Genomic DNA, 19,611 nt, shown 5'->3' on the forward strand with positions numbered 1-19,611 from the left:
GGCAACTCCGGAAAAGTAAAAGTAACAATATAAAGAACAAAACGACTATAGGAAACTAGTTATTAAGAAAAAAACACATCCATGTGAGGATTTAAAAAGGGCGCTTAGCTAGGCTAACCGCCATAATAATTGCCTTACAAGTTAAGCTTAGAAACTAACTTGTGCACCTAGGTAAACAAAACGACCGGTACCGGCATCGTATTCACTACCAAAGTTACCGCGACCACCGTAGTAGAACTCACCTTTATTATCAAAGATATTGTTCACACCACCAAACACTCGTACTGAAGAATCATCACTAATTTCAATGTTATAAGACACTGATAAGTTATGTTTGAAGTAAGAACTAAGCTCTTGGAAAGCTAATGACTGTGGATTTTTAACACAGTCGACATCGCCGGCAACACAAAGCTCTGCATTGTTATCCATATCGGCTTGCCAACTTTCCTGTGTACTTAAACTACGAAGCGCTGAACTCTTATAAGTGGTGCTCCAGCGAACACGTAGATCATCTAAATACCAAGCAATAGAAGCGGCAGCTTTATCTTCAAATGTGCCATAACTTGCGTAACCGACGTAATCTTCTTTAATTACACCGTCATTACCCGTGACTGTTTTAGAGTGCTCTAACATATGAGTCCAATCCATTTTGAACTTCACACGACCAAAGCTGTTCATGTCATAAGCATAAGCAACGGCGATATCAACACCACGTGTACCTAATTCATCAATGTTATAACTGCGCTGTAAAACTTCTTCTAACTGGCCTTCTTCATCACGCTTAATAACATCACAAAATTCATTCTCATCACCCAATTTGATGCTTGAATCATAGCACTGAGATAGAATTTGCTCGTTACCAAACTCATCAATCGCATCAGTAATAGCAATATCATAGTAATCTACCGCAATACTAAAACCGTCAAAGAAAGTAGGCTCATACGTTACGCCTAAAGTCATTGTGGTACCCGTTTCTTCAAATAACTCAGGATTACCCGCATTTGGTGAATAACTACTGCCATCATCTTCAAATATACCTTCAGCAGCTATTGTCGCGGCAATACCGGGCTCTAAACGACAGTTAGCATGCCATGGATCTGTTGATGTTGCAGTAACATCGGCACAGATATCATTAAAGCTATCAAAATCGCCTGCTGCTGGTTCATATAACTCATTTACACTGGGTGCACGTTGTGAAATTGCGTAGTTAGCACGTAAATTAACACCTGCACCTACTGTCCATAAGAAACCTAACTTATAACTAGAGACTACACCAACATTTTGAATATCATAATCAGACAGTCGAATAGATGCTTCTACGGATAAGTATTCAGCACCCGGCATATCACGTAATAAAGGAATTGACGCTTCAGCAAATACTTCGGCAACGTTTATTTCGCCTTTAAACGCAGGGATTAGGTTCCAGGTAATACCACCGTAAGTTAGTGCATCATCAGTAACCGCTTCTTGAGTATCTTTACGGTATTCAAAACCAAATACTGTCGCTACTGGGCCGGCCGGCATTTCAAATAAATCCCCAGTGACATAGCCCATAATACTGGTGAGTTTGTTATAAACATTAAGTGTTGGGTTAACACGAATGTAATCTGCCATTTCTGGAGTAATAGAGCCTTCACCAAATAAATCTAAAGCAACACAACCGTCAGCACGGGCATCAGCATCATTACACTGAATAGTTTTGCCGTCAGCAGCATACCCCGCATCTAAAGCATTTTTTGCTTTAAAAACATCAATTTCATTATTACGATATTGACGTTGGTGGAATTTACCGTAACTGGCCGAGATATCCCAATCCCAAGCACCATCAAACATAGTGCCTTGCAAACCAGCCCAAGCACGCACAGTTTCACGTTCGTTATCAGTAGATACAGGACCTACTTCAGTAAAGCGACGATCCCAATAAATACGATCTTTATATTGGCCCGCTGTTTCACGAATATTATCAGGTACATAAGGATTATCAATTGGGATATAACCCAATTTAACTACCCCTGGCTCACCTGTTAACCTATCAGTATAAGTAGCTGATTCACCTTCATAAGAATCTTCAGGTGATTTATCATTTACCGTGTAGTTGCCACTCCACTGGACTTGTGAATAAAACATCACATCATCAGTAATATCAAAATCTACTTTTATTGCTGCTGAAACACGTTCACTCGGTACTTTAAGCTGCACAAATTCACGACTGTTAATGCCATCTCTTTCTTCATTCCAATCAGTATTCTGACCTTTTTCATTATACCAATAAGTGGTGTCGTATTTACTTGATTCTAAGAAAACACCACCTGGGGTACCATCACTGCGGTTACGCCAGTCACTCATCGGTGTTTCATAAAGTGATTGAAAGCCATTCTCAGTACGAATTTCATTGCGCATGGTGTCAGAATTATAACGAAATGATGCTTCTTGCGCAGCACGCTGACGATCGCCATATTTAAGTCCATAGTCTTTATCATAATTAGCACTAAAAAATACATAACCGCGATCATCGGCAAATGAATCACCGAAACTTGCATCAATGGTAAATTCTTTAGCGCCGCCATCGGTACTTTCACCGCCACGGACTTTAAAATCAAAACCTTCTTTATCGGTTTGGGTAATAATGTTTACCACACCGGATACCGCATCTGCACCATAAGTCGCACCGGCACCACCGGTAATAACCTCAACTCTTTTTACCATACCCGATGGGATAGTACTCATGCTGACATAATTACCACTTTTTGAGTTTGATACCACGCGTCGACCATCAATTAAGGTCAAAGTACGGTTAGCACCTAAGTTACGTAATTCAACGGTAGTAATACCCGTATTTGATACACTTGATTGGCTGGTGGCATTACTGGTGCCATAAGAAAGCGACGGCATATTTTCAACTAAAATTTGCGCCATTTCGCCAAGGCCAGTATCACCGATAGCTTCTCTACCCATGATGACTAGTGGCGTGGCAACGGTAAAGCTATCACGGCGAAGACGCGAGCCAGTAACGGTTATTTTTTCATCAGCTTTGATTTTTTCTACTTCTTCTGCTTGCGCAGTTTGGGCAACAGGTTTCGCTACTGCGCTTTCAGTGTCAGCAGCAAAGGTTGCTGGGGCAAAGGTTAATGCTGAACCGGCAATGGCTGTATATATAGCAGTTTGAATTGCGATGGTGATTGGACTCTTATTCATCATTCATCTCTCTTAGTGTTTTTGTTTAAGTTTTGTTATTTATATTTTTTATATATTATTATTATGTTTTTATTTATCTATAAGGGCAGCTAACTTGGCAGCACTTATAGCTAGTTGAGCTTCTTATAAACAAGTCATGACAGATCATAAGGAAAACTCTCAAAAGCAAATACTCTAGTTCCAAGTCACTTTGTGTTAATAAAACCTAGAGTAAATTAAGCTTTTCTCTGTTTTAAGAAAATTCGCTTACACATACAATCTATAGAAAATCATTTGTACATCGATTTAATGTCTATTATTAAAAAACAAAAGAATAGTCATATAAAAACATATAGTTACAAAAATAACATTTAGAAACACTTTCACCTTACCTTGAAGTAACTTAAGATAATAAAACTAAAATTCACACAAACTTTAGATAAAGAAGTTACTTAGTTTTAATAATTTTGTTAGCATTAAATTAACCTAAGAAGAGGTTACTAAGTTAATTACATGGACAGAGATCAGCGACTAACAAAGCCATAAACCCGACTATTACAAGCAATACACAATTCAAATGATGCACAATAAACCATTTAAAATTAATCACTATCAGATAATTCCAGCTGAATTTTCCATTCAGGAAAATGGTTTAGAAAAGCAGTCATTACAGCCTAAATTTATCGAAGTATTATTTTATTTGGCAGAAAACCATGGTCGGGTGGTACCAAGAGATGAACTGATTAATCACATCTGGGGTCAAGATAGTTATGTCGGTGAAAAAAGTTTAACCAATGCTATTTGGCATTTACGTAAAAAACTCACCAGCGCTGACGGCGAAGAAGAAATAATTAAGACCATTCGCAAAGCTGGTTATCAATTAATGCCAGAGCCGCAATGGCAAAACAGCCCATCAAATATAAGTAAAGTCTCGAACCCTAAGCAGCTAGAAAGTTCAATAAATTACACCGTTGATAGCGCTATTAAAAATTCAGCATATCAAGGGCAAGGTAAAGTAAATAATCAGCCAACAGCGAATACCACTGAACTTAGCGCTAACAAGAGTAAAGCGATAAATATTAACAGTACTCATGTACTGGTAACTTTAATCCTCAGCTTGTTAGTGCTGCTTTATATTCAGCAATTACCCAGTGACAACGATATTAAAATTACCGCTATCACTAAACACCCCGGTAGTGAGCTTTTTCCTTCGCCCTCTCCCGATGGTCGTTTTTTAGTCTATAGCCAAGTATCGGCTAATCAACCAACCAACTTGTTTATGAAAGACACTCATCAAGTTGAGTTACCACCAAAGCAATTAACCTTTGATAGTGCCATAGAAAGACATAGTGTTTGGAGTAACGACGGCCAATATTTGTATTTTTCTCGTAAAGATAAGGCCAACAACAGCTGCTATTACATCCAATTAAAAGTCGCTAGCCAACAAGAAACACAACTAGCCACTTGTCCAATGCAAGGGGTTTATTATTACCTTGATATATCCCCTGATGACCAAACTCTTGCTGTCTATAACAAGGGCGGCTTAGCGAAGAGAACAGGCATATACTTTATTGATTTGTCATCAAAAAACTTTGCCATGACGCGATTTTCTTGTGACAGAGATTGTACTTATAAAGATAGAGATATGTCTTTTTCTCCTGATGGAAAATACCTGGCGGTTGCTCGGCGAATCAACCGCTTAAGTGAAAATATATATCTTATTAATCTAGCAACGAAGAAGACGGAACAACTTACTTATGATGAAGAAGATATTGTCGGTATGTCTTGGTTTGGCGATAGTAAAAAATTAGTATTTGCTGCCCAGCGAGCTGATAATCGCTTCGGTTTTGTTATCAATATTGAGAGTCGAGTAACACAAGCATTAAACTTACCGGGCTTTAGCTACCCAAGTATTGCCAAACAATCACAACAGCTGTATTACCAAGAGCGAAAAGAAAACTCGTCCCTGGTAAGTTTACAACTTAATGATGCTATAGCGAGTAGCCCTTTCCCAGTATTAAAATCAAATTTCACCTATGAATCACCTGATTACAACCCCATAAATGATTTAATAGTATTCTCTTCCAATGAGTCTGGCTTTGATGAACTTTGGTCCGCCAAACCCGATGGCAGCGGCCGTAAACAGTTAACCAATTTAAAACAAACATTACGCTACCCTAAATGGTCCCATGATGGTCAAAATGTTGCCTTTTTAGCACCGTTATCTGAAGATATAGGTGATGGCATATATATCTATTCACTAAAAAATGAACGAGTTACATTACTAAAAAGTCCCTTTATCCAGCATAACCGTCCAAATTGGTCTATGGATGATAAGCAAATTATTTCGGCCATCTATGGTGATAAACATACCGATCTTTATAGCATTAATATCGCAGACTCCAGCACCAAGCGCCTCACTTTTGATGGTGCGCGCTACGGCGTAATGATAACAGCCGATACCTTGCTTTATACCAAACTTCAGCAAGGTTTATGGCAAAAAAATATCAATGAGCTTCAATCTGGCGACAGGGTTATTGAGGGGGATTTATTTAATACCTTATACACCTGGACTTATGAGCAAGGCCATGTCTACTATCAGAAAACCTTTGAGGATCACTATCAATTAATCTCCTACGATCTCAAAAATAAAGTTCAAACGCCGCTAGTTAGATTACCGCTTAACTCCATAACTAAAAATGATAGTCTGACCTATATTGCAACAGAAGATCGCTTGCTCTACACCAGCAGCAGTTTTCCTCAAGCCAATATCAACATGGTTGCCAGCAAGCAATTGTTTTAAAAAATAATCATATAAAAAGGCCAACAAACGTTAAACATTTGTTGGCCTTATTTTTCTTATAACCTCTGCACAAAGTTGTTAACTCAAAACAGCTTTATTCACTTATTGGTGGCGTTTCATCAACACTGTCGTCGCTGACATTATTTACCGCAGCAGATTCAATTTCTATTTGTGAAACACGTTGTAAACCACGAGGCAGTTTATTACCACGACGACCACGTTCTCCCATATAGTGTTCGATATCCGTAGCTTTTAAAGTCAGTTTACGCTTACCTGCATGTAAGGTAATTGCAGCCCCTTGTGGAATAATAGCAAGTATACTGACAAATTCTTCTCTCGTTTTTGCCCGGGCAGAAGGAATATTAATAATTTTATTGCCCTTACCTTTACTGAGTTCCGGCAAGTTTTTTACTGGAAAAACCAGCATACGCCCTTCACTAGTAATAGTTAGACAGTAGTCAGTGTCAAAATTGTTAATTAATTGCGGCGCCATCACCTTAGCCGCTTCCGGTAAACTGATTAACGCCTTACCATTTTTATTGCGACTGACCATATCAGCAAAGCTACTGACAAAACCATAACCCGCATCACTGGCTAATAGGTACTTAGCGTCGTCATCTGACATTAGGCTATGGACAAAGGTCCGCCCTGTGGTCAAATTAAAGCGGCCAGTAAGCGGTTCACCTTGCGAGCGAGCAGTGGGTAAGGTATGAGCGTCAGTCGTGAATGCCCTGCCATCGGAGCCGATAAAGACCACAGGGCGATTACTCCGCCCTTTTGAAGAGCATAAATAACCATCACCCGCCTTATAACTTAAGCTGGTTGGGTCTACATCATGACCTTTAGCACAACGTGCCCAACCTTTATCGGATAAGACAATAGTGACAGCTTCACTTGGTACTAAATCTTTTTCAGTGAGTGCTTTTGATTCAGTTCGTTCAACTATTCTAGAGCGGCGATCGTCACCATATTCTTTAGCAGCCGCAAGAATTTCTTTTTTCATTAGCGTACTCATACGCGATTTTGAACTCAGGATTTTCTCTAAGTATTCTTGATCAATATGTAACGCATCTTGCTCGGCGCGAATTTTGACTTCTTCAAGCTTAGCTAGTTGGCGTAGTTTAATTTCTAAAATAGAGTGCGCTTGTGTATCTGATATAGAGAAGCGTGACATTAATTCGGCTTTAGGATCATCATAACCACGAATGATCGCTATCACTTCATCAATGTTTAAGTAGGCAACCAGTAAACCATCAAGAATATGTAAACGTGCCAAGACCTTATCTAAACGATATTGCAAACGACGACGTACGGTTTCACGACGAAATTCAAGCCATTCAGATAAAATGACCAGTAAATTTTTAACTGCCGGACGGTTATCTAAACCTATCATGTTGATATTAACACGAAAGCTTTTTTCTAAATCGGTACTGGCAAATAAATGCTGCATTAACTGTTCAATATCGACACGATTTGAACGTGGAATTATCACGAGACGTACCGGATTTTCGTGATCAGACTCATCACGAAGATCGGCCACCATAGGCAGCTTTTTCGCCGTCATTTGGCCAGCAATTTGCTCTAATATTTTACCGCCCGAGGCTTGATGTGGCAGTGCTGTGACCACAATATCACCTTGTTCTACATCATAAACGGCACGCATTTTAATACTACCACGCCCGGTTTGGTAAATTTTTTCAATATCGGCTTTAGGGGTAATTATCTCAGCATCGGTAGGATAATCTGGCCCTTTAACAAACTCGAGCAAGTCACTTACTTCGGCTTTAGGGTTCTCAATTAAATGCACACAGGCAGCGGCCACTTCCCGGACATTGTGCGGCGGTATATCCGTTGCCATACCAACAGCAATACCGGTAATGCCGTTCAGAAGAATATGTGGTAAACGCGCAGGTAGGGTAATGGGCTCTTTCAGGGTACCATCAAAGTTTGGCTGCCAATCCACTGTCCCTAGCCCTAATTCAGCCAGTAATATTTCACTAAATTTTGATAAACGCGACTCGGTATAACGCATGGCAGCAAAAGATTTAGGGTCATCGGGTGCCCCCCAGTTACCTTGGCCATCCACTAAGGGATAGCGATATGAGAAAGGTTGTGCCATTAAAACCATGGCTTCATAACAGGCACTATCACCATGTGGGTGGAACTTACCGAGTACATCCCCCACGGTACGTGCTGATTTTTTATATTTAGCTGTCGAAGATAAACCAAGCTCTGACATTGCATAAATGATACGTCTTTGTACGGGCTTTAAGCCATCACCAATATGTGGCAAGGCCCTGTCCATAATAACGTACATGGAATAGTTTAAATAAGCTTCTTCAGTAAATCGTCTTAAGGGAACTTGTTCTATTCCATCAAGGCTATATTCGAGCGCATCTGACATGAAAGGATTTCCTGATCGTACAAATCTAGTTATTTTTATTTGTTAACGTTATAGCTTATCTGATTATGAGCTTATAAAAAATAGATAAAGTAACAAAAGCGTTAATTATACCAAGTCTATTAAGTAATTTCACACTCAGCGAGAATTAAAAGGCGTAGAGGCAAGGCATTGATTGAAGAGAATGGTTATTCCCTTATCAAAATCAATAACACAGTATATACCCGTTACCATTCAAAGTGCTCGATTTCAGTGGGAATTAAAATGACTTTAGGCAAGGGAAATAATGGAAGCATAGTCATTCTATGGTTTAATTAGTTAACGCGGTATAAAGTCATTTTAAACCCATCGAAGCAGCGTTTGAACAACATCACTTCGTCGTTGCTGTAACTCATAATGGAACAACCATTATTTCATCACAGCGCCTTGAATTGAAATTGCTCAAGCACTCTGAAACATGCATCTTGAATGGTCACGGGTATATCCGCCTTTTAAGCTCGCCCTTTGGGAACTCATTAGCAAACTGATAACATCACACAAGGAATGAAACATATAATAACTATCTTTAAATAATTTTGTTTGTTCTAAGCTCGCTAATGTAGTTCTGAGTTAGGTAATTATTTAACAGAATTGGTATTACCTCTTCTTTCTTGTGCTTGGGCAATATTCTGATAACAAACGACACTATTTCGACCGAGTTCTTTCGCTTGATACATGGCCAAATCGGCACAGTGTAATACTTGCTCAAAGGTCAATTTATTAGACGCCAGGGTTGCCACACCAATACTGACCGTAACCCTACTCTGGAGTATTAACGATGAGAAGTCATGCTGTGCTATTTTTTCATTAATACGCATAGCAATCACTTTCGCTTTATTGCTATCAGCAAAAGGTAATATCGCCACAAATTCTTCACCGCCTAGGCGATAAAATACATCCCTAGAACGCATGGTTTCATTTACCAGGTGTGCAATTACCCTAAGTATTTCATCGCCAACTTGCTCACCAAAGTCATCATTAATTCTTTTGAAATGATCTAAATCCAACAATAGTATCGATAACTCCTCTGGTTGCTCAATAAAGCTGGCCACCATATGTTCACCATGTTCAAACAAAGCACTGCGATTTGCTAAGCCAGTTAAGGCATCGGTTCTGGTTAATCGAATGAGTTTATTGCGTATTTTCAACTGTCTAAAAAAAAGTAGCAAAAAAACGATAGCGGTACTGATAATTAGCGTGAAATTATACTTGTGCGTGGCTTTTTGCTCTTGTACTTCAGCAACTCGGCGAACTTTTAATTCATTTTGACTTGCCAACAAGCTGTTGCTGGCCTTTTTATCATGCACTGCAAACGATTGCTCTAAAGACGCTATCATTGCTAGGCGCTTAGCTTTACGATAACTATAATATTTTTTTAAATACGATTTTTTCTCAAGATAGGCGAGATCAAATTGACCTTGTTGTGCGTAGTGAACGGCTAGAATTAAATGTAATTGCAAAAACTTGGACTGATGTAATTGCCGCGCTGAAATTTGTGCCGATAACTTAAGGGCTTGCTCTAAAAGTACAATAATTTCGCGGCTGTGTTTGTTATGGCTACTGTGTTCAATACGGTTAGCTATGGCATTTTCTTTAAATAATGCTTGCGTGACTAATAATAAGTACTGCTCTGCAGCATTAAGTGGCGTGGTAGCGAAGGTAAGCTGTTCTAGTGCTCTGGCAATTTTATGCTCATCAATACTTGCTTGCTTTAGTTGCGTAAGTAGGGCGATTAAATCTTCGTTTATAGACAACAGACTTACTGCCGGCAGAGGTAATAACACCTTTTTATTAGCTGGTTCCTCGGTTATGGCCGAGTCAATAATGGGCTCTTTTGCTAGACTAACCGATGCTAACATCAGCTGCATGAGCATAATAATTAACAGGATTTTACTGGTATTCATTAGCCACAAACCTTATTTCTTCCTGACGCTTTGGCTTGATAAAGTTGTTCATCCGCTCTTTTTATCAAGCTAATTAAATCTTTATCATCGGCTAAAGTAGCGACACCAATACTAACGCTGACTTTTTCCAACGTGTTAAAAGGCCAAGAATGTTGGCTGACAGCTAAGCGAATTCGCTCACTTATCTCTAATGCCGATTTCAACCTTGTCTTCGGTAAACAAACCATAAACACCTCACCACCAAAGCGACCATACAAATCACTTTTTCGCATCATATTCGTGCCAAGATAGGCTACTTTCGCCAAGACTTTATCGCCTGAGCTATGACCTAAGCAATCATTAATGTCTTTAAAATGATCGATGTCTATCAGTAAAATAGTTAAATTGTCCTGCTTTACTTGAGCAAACTTAAAGGCCTGTTGCGCTTGCTTCATTAAACTGCGTCTATTAGCGACTCCCGTAAGGGTGTCAATATTAGCAGCGACTTTAAGTTTATGCTGACTTTGCAGCAGTTTAACCAGTACCCAAGCAAAGGCTAAAGCAACTAGGGCACTGAGAATGAGATAAAATCGCTGTTCTTCATTGGCTAACGTAGCAGCCCGTAAATTATCTTCATAAAGGTCTTTTTTATGGTGTAATATTTTATTTTTTTTATCCGCCTGTTCCCCTTCAAGCTTTAAACGTACTTGGGCAATAGAACGATTATCTTCATTTTCATACAATTTATCGGTTAAAACGATCACTTGCGATAGGGTTTGAAAAGCTTGTTGAAATTGCGCTAACTTGTAATAAATACCGGCTTTCAACTCAATTAAGTAGACATAATTTTCTTTTTTAATCAAAGATAAACCCTGATTATTGGCTAATATTTTTTCTACTTGGCGAAGGCTAACAAGCGCGTCATCAAAACGGTCCAACTTGTATAACATGTAGGCTTGATCATAATAAAATTGTAATTGATAATCGAGCTTCTCCGTTGCTTGCAAATACTGCTTTGCCATCAGTAAATATCGATAAGCGGCCTCAGGGTTGCTGCCTACTTTCTGTTGATATGCCCAGGCCATGCCAGAATAAACGCTATACATGCTATCACTCGGACTGTCTTTATTTGACTCAGCAATGATGGTGTTAAAAACCGTGATTGCTTGTTGGTAGTCGTTATTCCGAAGATGATTAATAGCAATATTATACAAGCTAGTATGGGCGGATAATATCATACCGGCTTTTTTAAAATGTAAATACGACTGCTGATAATAAACCATTGACTGCTCATCTTGCAGTAAATGAGAATACACAATACCAAGTTCACTGTTTACCGCCCCTTTAAGCTCTTCATCATCGGTTTGTCCGGCGATATTATAGGCGTCATTAAGCAAGACTAAAGAGCGTTTAAAATCATCCGTGAGATAAGCAATCGCCCCTAAATTAATAAGACCTAAAGCAACTTGTACCTTGTTATGTAAAGACTCAGCAACTTCTAAACCTTTTTTATATTCTTTCGTCGCTTGAGTAATATAACCTAAACTCTCAAAAGCAAAGCCTTTTAAATACAAGAGTTCACTGATCAATATGCTAGGACTCGACAGCCTTTTCGCTATGGTTAGCCCCTGATTGGCCGTTATTTTGGCGCTACTATATTTGTTTTGTTCTATTTGTATCTCAGCAAGCAGTTTAAAATATAATAAATTTTGCTCTATGGTGAGTGCAGTCAGCACGTTTTCATAAACCGTTAGTTGTTTAAGGGAGCGCGCTAAATCGGTTTTTTTCAGCTCTTCAACTTGCTCGATGACTTGATTAAACTGCTTAATATTCACTTTTTCTTGGCCAGTGCTGGCCATAGGCAATAACAGGCAGGCAATACTGATAACAATGGCTATTGCCTGAGCAGATTTTTTAGCAAAACACAACAAACTGTAGTTCCTTAAGGCAGCAAAACGGTTAGAGCGGTTAAGGCAGTATAAAACGATTTAGCCCTAGAGTTAAACCGTAATTTTTAACTATTTATGCTACTTTTCGAACAAAACAACTGGCCAATAAAATAAATATAAAAGCAAAAAACATACAGGCTGACAGGCCAAATTGCTGATAAATAACACCAGAGAGAACTGTACCTAACAGTCTGCCCATGGCATTAGCCATATAATAGAAGCCAACATCAATGGAGACACCTTCATCCCTGGCAAGGGCGACAATAAGATAGCTATGCAGTGATGAGTTCATAGCAAAAACAGCAGAAAATATAAATAAACCTACGATTAACACGGCATTACTTTGCGGAAAAAGGTAAATAGCAAGAGATAAAAGCAAGGTAACCAGTGCCAGTAATACTGACCAAAATCCTGCTTGTTGACAGCGATTCTGTGCTCCCTTGGCGGTTAAAATATCGAGCAGCTTTGGCGCATTAGCTTGAATGATGCCATAAAAAACAATCCAGCAGGCAAGAAAAGTGCCTACGCTTTGGTGTTGCCATTGTAATTGACTGGCCAAATAAACAGGTAGGGCAATAACAAACCAGACATCACGGCCGGCAAACAGGCATAATCGTGCTGCAGATAAATAATTTAAGGGTGCATTTTTTGAAAATACCTGGCTAAATTTTGCTTTATAACGCGTTTTACCGATATTGCCACGCAGCATAGGATAAGTGCTTAAGGCAACAAAGGCTAAGGCACTAGCCATCAATAGCAAGGCGTTTTGAAAACCAAAAAGAGTAAGCAATAATCCGCCGAGAAAAAAACCGACACCTTTTAAGGTGTTTTTTGACCCCGTCAGTAAAGCCACCCATTGAAAGAGTTTACTTTGTCCTTGCGCACTATCCAAGTTGGCTACGAGTAATTTAATACTCGACTTAGCACTCATTTTGTTAAGATCTTTAGCAATGCCCGACAACGCTTGAGCAAACATGACATAGGTAATACTTAAATACTCACTTGGCACTGTTAACAGTGCTAAAGCGAGTATCTGTATCAGCAGACCAATGAACATGGTTTTATTTAACCCTATGCGTGCACCAAGCCAGCCACCAAGAAGGTTAGTGATAACACCAAAAACTTCATAAAGAATAAATACGCTAGCCAGAGCTAATGGGCTATAACCTAACTGATAGAAATACAACAACACCAACATGCGCAACGCGCCATCGGTTAAGGTGAAAGCCCAATAATTAGCCGTGATAACTAGGTATTGTTTTACTGGGTTAGACAAGGAGTTCAATGACTGCAAACTATGACTCGTTAATATCAGTTAAACTGAGGGCAATAATTTTCATTAGCTCGGCACTGCGATTAGCATAGCCCCATTCATTGTCATACCATAAATACATCTTCAGCTGAGTGCCATTAATCACCATGGTTGATAAAGCATCAACGACACAGGATCTAGTATCGGTTTTATAGTCCACCGACACTAATGGCCTTTCCTCATAACCTAAAATACCGTTAAGCTCTCCTGCAGCAGCATCCGCCATTAACTGATTTACTTCCTCAACAGTCACATCGCGCTGCATTTCAAAAACACAATCAGTTAACGAAGCATTCGCCAATGGCACTCGCACCGCATGACCATTAAACTTGCCTTTTAGCTCAGGAAAAATATCAGTGATGGCTTTTGCCGAGCCAGTTGTGGTGGGAATAAGCGACAGGCCACAGGCACGTGCACGGCGTAAATCTTTGTGCGGGGCATCTAAAATAGTTTGGGTATTGGTAATATCGTGAATGGTAGTCATACTGCCATGTTTAATTCCAATGTTATCTTGCAATACTTTAATTACTGGCGCTAAACAATTAGTGGTACATGAAGCTGCAGTGACAATACTATGTATTTTTTCTTGGTACAGGTGTTGATTAACCCCCATAACAATATTAACGATATCCTTATCTAAAATATTACCTGAGCCATCCGCCGCCAACTTCATTGGCGCAGTAACCAATACTTTTTTTACTCCTTGAGCAAAGTAGGCCTGTAACTTAGCTTTATCTCGCATCACACCTGAAGCTTCAATAACAATATCACACCCTGACCAGTCGGTTTCAGCGAGACCATCATTTTGGCTAACGTGCAGAGTTTTACCTTCAATATGCATTAGGCTATCGGTAGCTGTCGCTTCATATTGCCAACGGCCATGAATAGAGTCAAAATTAAGTAAATGAGCCAGTGTTGGTGCATCACCAGCGGGATCATTAATGCGGATAAATTCGACTTCTGGCCAATGCCATGCGGCGCGTAAAATTAATCTGCCCATACGACCAAAGCCGTTGATACCTATTTTTATTGTCATTTGTTTTCCTATTATTCACTAAACTAGCTGATTTAATTACAACACTGTTGCACACGGTCCGGTCGTTCGCCCATCACGGCTAAATTTTGCAGACATTCATCGATCACGGGTAAGTTTTCATCAAAACAATTTTGGACCACCGCTTGCTTCCATTGCGAAAGAGACTTGGCCAGAGAATAATAGACCCAACGACCTGACTTTCGTTCGCTGAGTAACTGCTGTTGCTTTAATAAGGCTATATGGCGAGATATTTTTGGCTGTGATAATTGCAATGCATGAGTTAGCTCACAAACACACAATTCGCTTTCATACCTCAACATTAATATGATCTTCAAGCGCGTATCATCAGCCATGGCTTTAAAAAACAATAAGCAGTCACTTTCTGTAACTCGTTTGGTGGTAGTGGTCATTATTTCTGTCTCGTTAACTCGAACTTGCTCTGGGCAGTTCATTGCCCTAGATAATACATATGTTTTTTCATATGTATAGGGGCTTAATTTAAATACTTAATTATGTGCGCTCATTTTAGCGTGCTTGCTCTATAACAATGTACTACTGAAGTCATAAAAAAGCCCTCATAAAAGAGGGCTTTCTATTGCGACATTGCTGCTAGAGACTCTGGGATGCCAACCTTATAAACCACTCAGGCTAAGGTAGGTTAACTGTTAACCGGAAAAGACTAGGCCCTTAACCGGCAGCAACAAGGCTTGTATTCGTAAGATCATGGCATGAACAATCCCGACCGCATCAACCATATGTAAATAGACTGACTCGATCGTGCTCAGTGTGCCACTGTTAATTAATTCATGATGATAGCTATAAACATTAGCAATACATTTTGTGCCCGGTATAACCCCATCGAGCCCACCTTCATATAAAGGCACAAGTTTTACCGTCAGTGTGCCAGGTCTGGCTCTTTCTTGTATATCCAATAAGGTCTCAACTGCTCTGATTTGCCCGGTAGCAATAACACTTTGCACGCTTGCTACCTTCATCGGGATAATGATGAAAGGCTTAGACAGGCAAGTGATTTCCGCAAAAGTACCCACCTTAATGACATTCGCCGATAATTGATTAAAGCCCGCTTGCACAGCTTCTTTTCCGGAAGCCTCACCAGAAGTTGGTACCAGGATCCCCGCAGCACGAATCATAGGATTAACAAAGTCGCCCGGTTGCAAAGCAAATTGTTGCAATTCGCCATCAATATGAGCATAAACTGTGCGTTTAGCCTTATCAACAATGAACGAATCTAACTCTTTCAGAGCACTGGCTCTTTTAGCCGGTAAGACGATATCAATGACCGCTTGTGCTGATGCTTGATTAGCTTTCGCAGCAGATAACCCCGCTTTATTGATGGCTACGGTATCAGCCATTTTCTGCACTTCACTGGCACTGATAATATTTAGACCTTTGAGCGATAACTTCTTCTTGCGGTCATATTCATTTTTTGCCCGCATATAAGAACTATTAGCTTGTTCAACATTACTCATAGCTATAACCACTTGAGCATTGGCGGTAGAAAACTCTGCTTCCACTTGTTTTACTTTTGCATCCGCTTTGTCAATAGCGGCTACTTGCGATTCATCATACATGCTAAACAGCGCAGTTCCCGCTTTCACTTTTTGATGATTCTCAACAAAAACATACTGCACTCGGCCACCTCTCTCTGGCATTATCGAGACGGTGCGAAACATGGGCGTGGCATTTGTGGTTGAGGGGTGGTAATAAAAGATTAACGTAACCAGTGAGATAGTTAAGATAGCACAGGCAGATATGCCCCAGCGCAGCTCATACCACATGGTAAAAAAGGTTATTTCTTTGCCCCAGCTCTTGCCTTGGCGATATTTTCTAAATAAATAATCCGGTAAAATAGTGATAAGTGAACATAAAAAAACTTCAAACATGTTAGTTATTCTCCTTATTAATCACTTGCTGTGCGGGTATTTTCTCTACTGAGTTTTTCTGCTCTGGTGCTTGTTGCTCAGGGGCTTGTTGCTCAGGGGCTTGTGGTACTGTGCCCTCTTTAGCTTTGGCAATTATCTCTAACGACTTGGCCATAGATTTCAGTGGCGCTAAAAAATCAGGTAGCTCCACCACGGCTAATACTAAGGCTGCCACCCAAAAGATATTGTTATGGGTGAATAAAGCTAAAATAGTTAATACAGTGATAAGCTGTATTTGACTATGATTTTTTCCGTGGGCAATATGTTCAGGCACGGCGTGTAACTTGAAATATAAAACACCCGCAAGCAAGACGCCTACCACGAGGATAATAGCCATGACGATCATTAAAGGATCACTATTGGCTCCCGCCAAATATCCTGGAATAGACTCAGTATTCATTTTGTTTTCCTCAGTGTTCTTTTGCTAAGTTTGTTAAGTAATCAAGCTAAGTTTTAAACAATGGCCATATCACCTTTACTTTGTAACCATGCTTTACGGTCACCGGCGCGCTTTTTCGATAACAACATGTCCATTAATTCCATGGTTTCACCGTAATCATCAACGGTGAGTTGCACTAAGCGACGAGTATTAGGATCCATGGTAGTTTCTCGTAATTGCAAGGGGTTCATTTCACCCAAGCCTTTAAAGCGTTGCACGTTAACTTTACCGCGTTTTTTCTCGGCTTCAAGTCTATCTAGAATGCCTTCTTTTTCCGCTTCATCTAAGGCGTAAAATACTTCTTTACCAATATCAATACGGTATAAAGGTGGCATGGCAACATAGATATGACCTTGTTGTACTAGTGGAAAAAAATGTTGAGTAAATAAGGCACACAATAAGGTGGCAATATGCAGTCCATCGGAATCGGCATCCGCTAGGATACAAATTTTACCATAACGTAGCTCTGATAAGTCATCACTGTCAGGATCAATCCCTAACGCTATTGAGATATTATGTACTTCTTCCGAGGCTAATATTTGCCCTGAGTCAACCTCCCAAGTGTTTAATATTTTACCGCGCAGTGGCATAATGGCTTGAAATTCACGATCGCGTGCTTGTTTAGCACTACCGCCAGCAGAGTCACCTTCCACTAAAAACAGCTCAGTTCTGGCTAGGTCTTGACTACTGCAATCGGTTAATTTACCGGGTAAAGCCGGACCCGAGGTGATTTTTTTTCTGACTACTTTTTTACTGGCGCGCATGCGTTTTTGCGCGTTATTGATACAAAACTCTGCCAGTGCTTCCGCTTTATCGGTGTGCTCATTGAGCCACAAACTAAAAGCATCTTTTACCACACCAGAAACAAAGGCGGCACATTTACGGGACGATAATCGTTCTTTAGTCTGCCCGGCAAATTGTGGATCTTGTATCTTAATAGATAAGATATAACTACATTTATCCCAAATATCATCTGGGGTTAATTTTACCCCACGCGGTAAAATATTACGAAATTCACAAAATTCGCGCATCGAGTCAAGCAGCCCTTGGCGTAGGCCATTAACATGAGTACCACCAACAATAGTTGGAATTAAGTTAACATAACTTTCCCCGACCCCTTCGCCACCTTCGGTTAACCAAGTAACCGCCCAATCGGCCGTTTCATGTTGAGAGGTAAAACTGCCAATAAAAGGCTGTTCCGGTAAGGATATATAGTCTTTTATTGAATCTTGTAAATAATCGGTCAGACCGTATTCATAACACCATAGATATTTTTTATCTTCAATTTGGTCATGAAATTTAATGGTTAAGCCAGGGCATAATACCGCTTTAGCTTTAAGTAAATGGGTGAGGTGACGAACCGAAAACTTAGCGGTATCAAAATAGCTAGCATCGGGCCAAAATTTAACACTGGTGCCGGTATTACGTTTTCCTACCGTGCCAGTTTCTCGCAGCTCTTCAACTTTTTCGCCCTTTTCAAAGGCCATTTCATAGACTTTACCGTCTCGTCTAATACTGACATCAACCCGAGTTGACAAGGCATTAACTACGGAAATACCTACTCCATGTAACCCCCCTGAAAACTGATAGCTTTTATTAGAAAATTTACCACCCGCGTGCAGTTTACAAAAGATAAGTTCAACCCCGGAGACACCTTCTTCCGGATGAATATCGATCGGCATACCGCGACCATCATCAATTATTTCAAGTGACTGATCCTGGTATAAAATAACACTAATATTTTTTGCATGCCCCGCAAGTGCTTCATCTACTGAGTTATCAATAACCTCTTGACCTAAATGATTGGGTCGTGTGGTATCGGTATACATGCCCGGGCGGCGGCGAACTGGTTCTAGGCCACTGAGTACTTCAATGGAATCGGAATTGTATTGGTCAGTCATGTGAAACTCAATTTAATCGCGGTTAAAAGGTCTGGTTTGCGAGTATTTGCCTTAGCGACGGCAGCTAGTGCAATGCTCATTTTATTAGTGGTTAATCAAGTTGAAAGAAGTCAGTTATGGTGGCTAAGCATTTATCAAAATTGATAAAACTATGATCACCCCCCCTTTGAACTATTAATCGACAATGTTGATATTTTTCCACAGCTTGTTGGTAATTTAACACTTCATCCCCCGTTTGTACCATAACTAGGTAATTATTTTTTTGCTGACCAGCAATTGTTGGCGCACTTTGCTTTAATGCTTTTAGTTGCAACATATGCTCTGCGGTCACCTGGTACACTTCTTGGGTGTAGGGGTTAACTTGTTCACCGATATAGTCATGCAGTAATTCATCGGGTGTTATCGCCGGATTCACTAACACTGCTAAATAATGATACTTTTCTGCCAGATAACTGGCAAAGTAGCCACCTAGCGAAGAGCCGATTAAATACCATTGGCTGTGATAATTGTGCTGTTCAATAAGTTGCTCTAATTGAGTAATAGCCTTAGCGGGTGTGGACGCTAATTGTGGACAGAAAAAACCGATCGCTGGATAGTTTTTGGCTAAGTAATGGCGGGTTTGTTCGGCTTTTAGCGACAAAGGCGAAGAATTAAAGCCATGAATATAGAGAATATTTTTTTGCATTATTACGTTTTTATGATTAAGAATTTTTAATTATTAAATAGCTGTC

General features: G+C 39.9%; 12 protein-coding genes. 1 reads left to right on the forward strand and 11 read right to left on the reverse strand.

Annotation, left to right across the window (positions count from 1 at the left end; genetic code table 11):
- Positions 1 to 147: 147 nt before the first annotated feature.
- Complete coding sequence (locus ASU03_RS14150) at positions 148 to 3,198, reverse strand: TonB-dependent receptor domain-containing protein (RefSeq protein WP_331456672.1); 3,051 nt, start codon at positions 3,196 to 3,198, stop codon at positions 148 to 150.
- A gap of 553 nt (positions 3,199 to 3,751) precedes the next feature.
- Between ASU03_RS14150 and ASU03_RS14155 the strand changes: the two genes are divergently transcribed.
- Entirely contained in the window at positions 3,752 to 5,977 is a 2,226-nt protein-coding gene (locus ASU03_RS14155) for a winged helix-turn-helix domain-containing protein (protein ID WP_057832449.1), read from the forward strand.
- A 94-nt stretch (positions 5,978 to 6,071) separates the two neighbouring features.
- Here ASU03_RS14155 and parC read toward each other — a convergent pair whose 3' ends face one another.
- The 10 genes from parC to ASU03_RS14205 form a co-directional block, all read right to left on the reverse strand.
- Positions 6,072 to 8,381 carry a DNA topoisomerase IV subunit A gene (gene parC, locus ASU03_RS14160; protein ID WP_057832450.1) on the reverse strand — a complete coding sequence of 770 codons (2,310 nt, stop codon included), beginning with the start codon at positions 8,379 to 8,381 and terminating at the stop codon, positions 6,072 to 6,074.
- Between the two features lie 614 nt (positions 8,382 to 8,995).
- Positions 8,996 to 10,321: a sensor domain-containing diguanylate cyclase gene (locus ASU03_RS14165; RefSeq protein WP_057832451.1), complete on the reverse strand. Its 1,326-nt coding sequence runs from the start codon at positions 10,319 to 10,321 to the stop codon at positions 8,996 to 8,998.
- A complete protein-coding gene (locus ASU03_RS14170; protein WP_057832452.1) occupies positions 10,321 to 12,231 on the reverse strand; it encodes a tetratricopeptide repeat-containing diguanylate cyclase in 1,911 nt (636 codons plus the stop codon). The genes ASU03_RS14165 and ASU03_RS14170 overlap by 1 nt, the downstream gene beginning before the upstream one ends.
- Before the next feature lie 91 nt (positions 12,232 to 12,322).
- Entirely contained in the window at positions 12,323 to 13,543 is a 1,221-nt protein-coding gene (arsJ, locus tag ASU03_RS14175; RefSeq protein WP_057832453.1) for an organoarsenical effux MFS transporter ArsJ, read from the reverse strand.
- Between the two features lies 1 nt (position 13,544).
- Positions 13,545 to 14,597: an ArsJ-associated glyceraldehyde-3-phosphate dehydrogenase gene (locus ASU03_RS14180; RefSeq protein WP_057832454.1), complete on the reverse strand. Its 1,053-nt coding sequence runs from the start codon at positions 14,595 to 14,597 to the stop codon at positions 13,545 to 13,547.
- A gap of 32 nt (positions 14,598 to 14,629) precedes the next feature.
- Complete coding sequence (locus ASU03_RS14185) at positions 14,630 to 15,007, reverse strand: ArsR/SmtB family transcription factor (protein ID WP_057832947.1); 378 nt, start codon at positions 15,005 to 15,007, stop codon at positions 14,630 to 14,632.
- Between the two features lie 255 nt (positions 15,008 to 15,262).
- Complete coding sequence (locus tag ASU03_RS14190; RefSeq protein WP_057832455.1) at positions 15,263 to 16,501, reverse strand: HlyD family secretion protein; 1,239 nt, start codon at positions 16,499 to 16,501, stop codon at positions 15,263 to 15,265.
- Between the two features lies 1 nt (position 16,502).
- On the reverse strand, positions 16,503 to 16,940 hold the full coding sequence (locus ASU03_RS14195) for a hypothetical protein (RefSeq protein WP_057832456.1): 438 nt from the start codon (positions 16,938 to 16,940) through the stop codon (positions 16,503 to 16,505).
- 53 nt (positions 16,941 to 16,993) lie between these two features.
- Positions 16,994 to 18,880: a DNA topoisomerase IV subunit B gene (gene parE, locus ASU03_RS14200; RefSeq protein ID WP_057832457.1), complete on the reverse strand. Its 1,887-nt coding sequence runs from the start codon at positions 18,878 to 18,880 to the stop codon at positions 16,994 to 16,996.
- A 91-nt stretch (positions 18,881 to 18,971) separates the two neighbouring features.
- Positions 18,972 to 19,565 carry a YqiA/YcfP family alpha/beta fold hydrolase gene (locus tag ASU03_RS14205; RefSeq protein ID WP_057832458.1) on the reverse strand — a complete coding sequence of 198 codons (594 nt, stop codon included), beginning with the start codon at positions 19,563 to 19,565 and terminating at the stop codon, positions 18,972 to 18,974.
- Positions 19,566 to 19,611 lie beyond the last annotated feature (46 nt).

Origin of the sequence: Colwellia sp. TT2012 (assembly GCF_001440345.1) — a bacterium.
Taxonomy (GTDB): domain Bacteria; phylum Pseudomonadota; class Gammaproteobacteria; order Enterobacterales; family Alteromonadaceae; genus Colwellia.

Excerpts from the sequence above, each read along its gene's own strand:
- ASU03_RS14155 (WP_057832449.1), top strand. The coding sequence starts at position 3,752 with ATGATGCACAATAAACCATTTAAAATTAATCACTATCAGATAATTCCA.
- ASU03_RS14180 (WP_057832454.1), bottom strand. The coding sequence starts at position 14,597 with ATGACAATAAAAATAGGTATCAACGGCTTTGGTCGTATGGGCAGATTA.
- ASU03_RS14165 (WP_057832451.1), bottom strand. The coding sequence starts at position 10,321 with ATGAATACCAGTAAAATCCTGTTAATTATTATGCTCATGCAGCTGATG.
- ASU03_RS14190 (WP_057832455.1), bottom strand. The coding sequence starts at position 16,501 with ATGTTTGAAGTTTTTTTATGTTCACTTATCACTATTTTACCGGATTAT.
- ASU03_RS14150 (WP_331456672.1), bottom strand. The coding sequence starts at position 3,198 with ATGATGAATAAGAGTCCAATCACCATCGCAATTCAAACTGCTATATAT.
- parE (WP_057832457.1), bottom strand. The coding sequence starts at position 18,880 with ATGACTGACCAATACAATTCCGATTCCATTGAAGTACTCAGTGGCCTA.
- ASU03_RS14185 (WP_057832947.1), bottom strand. The coding sequence starts at position 15,007 with ATGACCACTACCACCAAACGAGTTACAGAAAGTGACTGCTTATTGTTT.
- parC (WP_057832450.1), bottom strand. The coding sequence starts at position 8,381 with ATGTCAGATGCGCTCGAATATAGCCTTGATGGAATAGAACAAGTTCCC.
- ASU03_RS14195 (WP_057832456.1), bottom strand. The coding sequence starts at position 16,940 with ATGAATACTGAGTCTATTCCAGGATATTTGGCGGGAGCCAATAGTGAT.
- ASU03_RS14205 (WP_057832458.1), bottom strand. The coding sequence starts at position 19,565 with ATGCAAAAAAATATTCTCTATATTCATGGCTTTAATTCTTCGCCTTTG.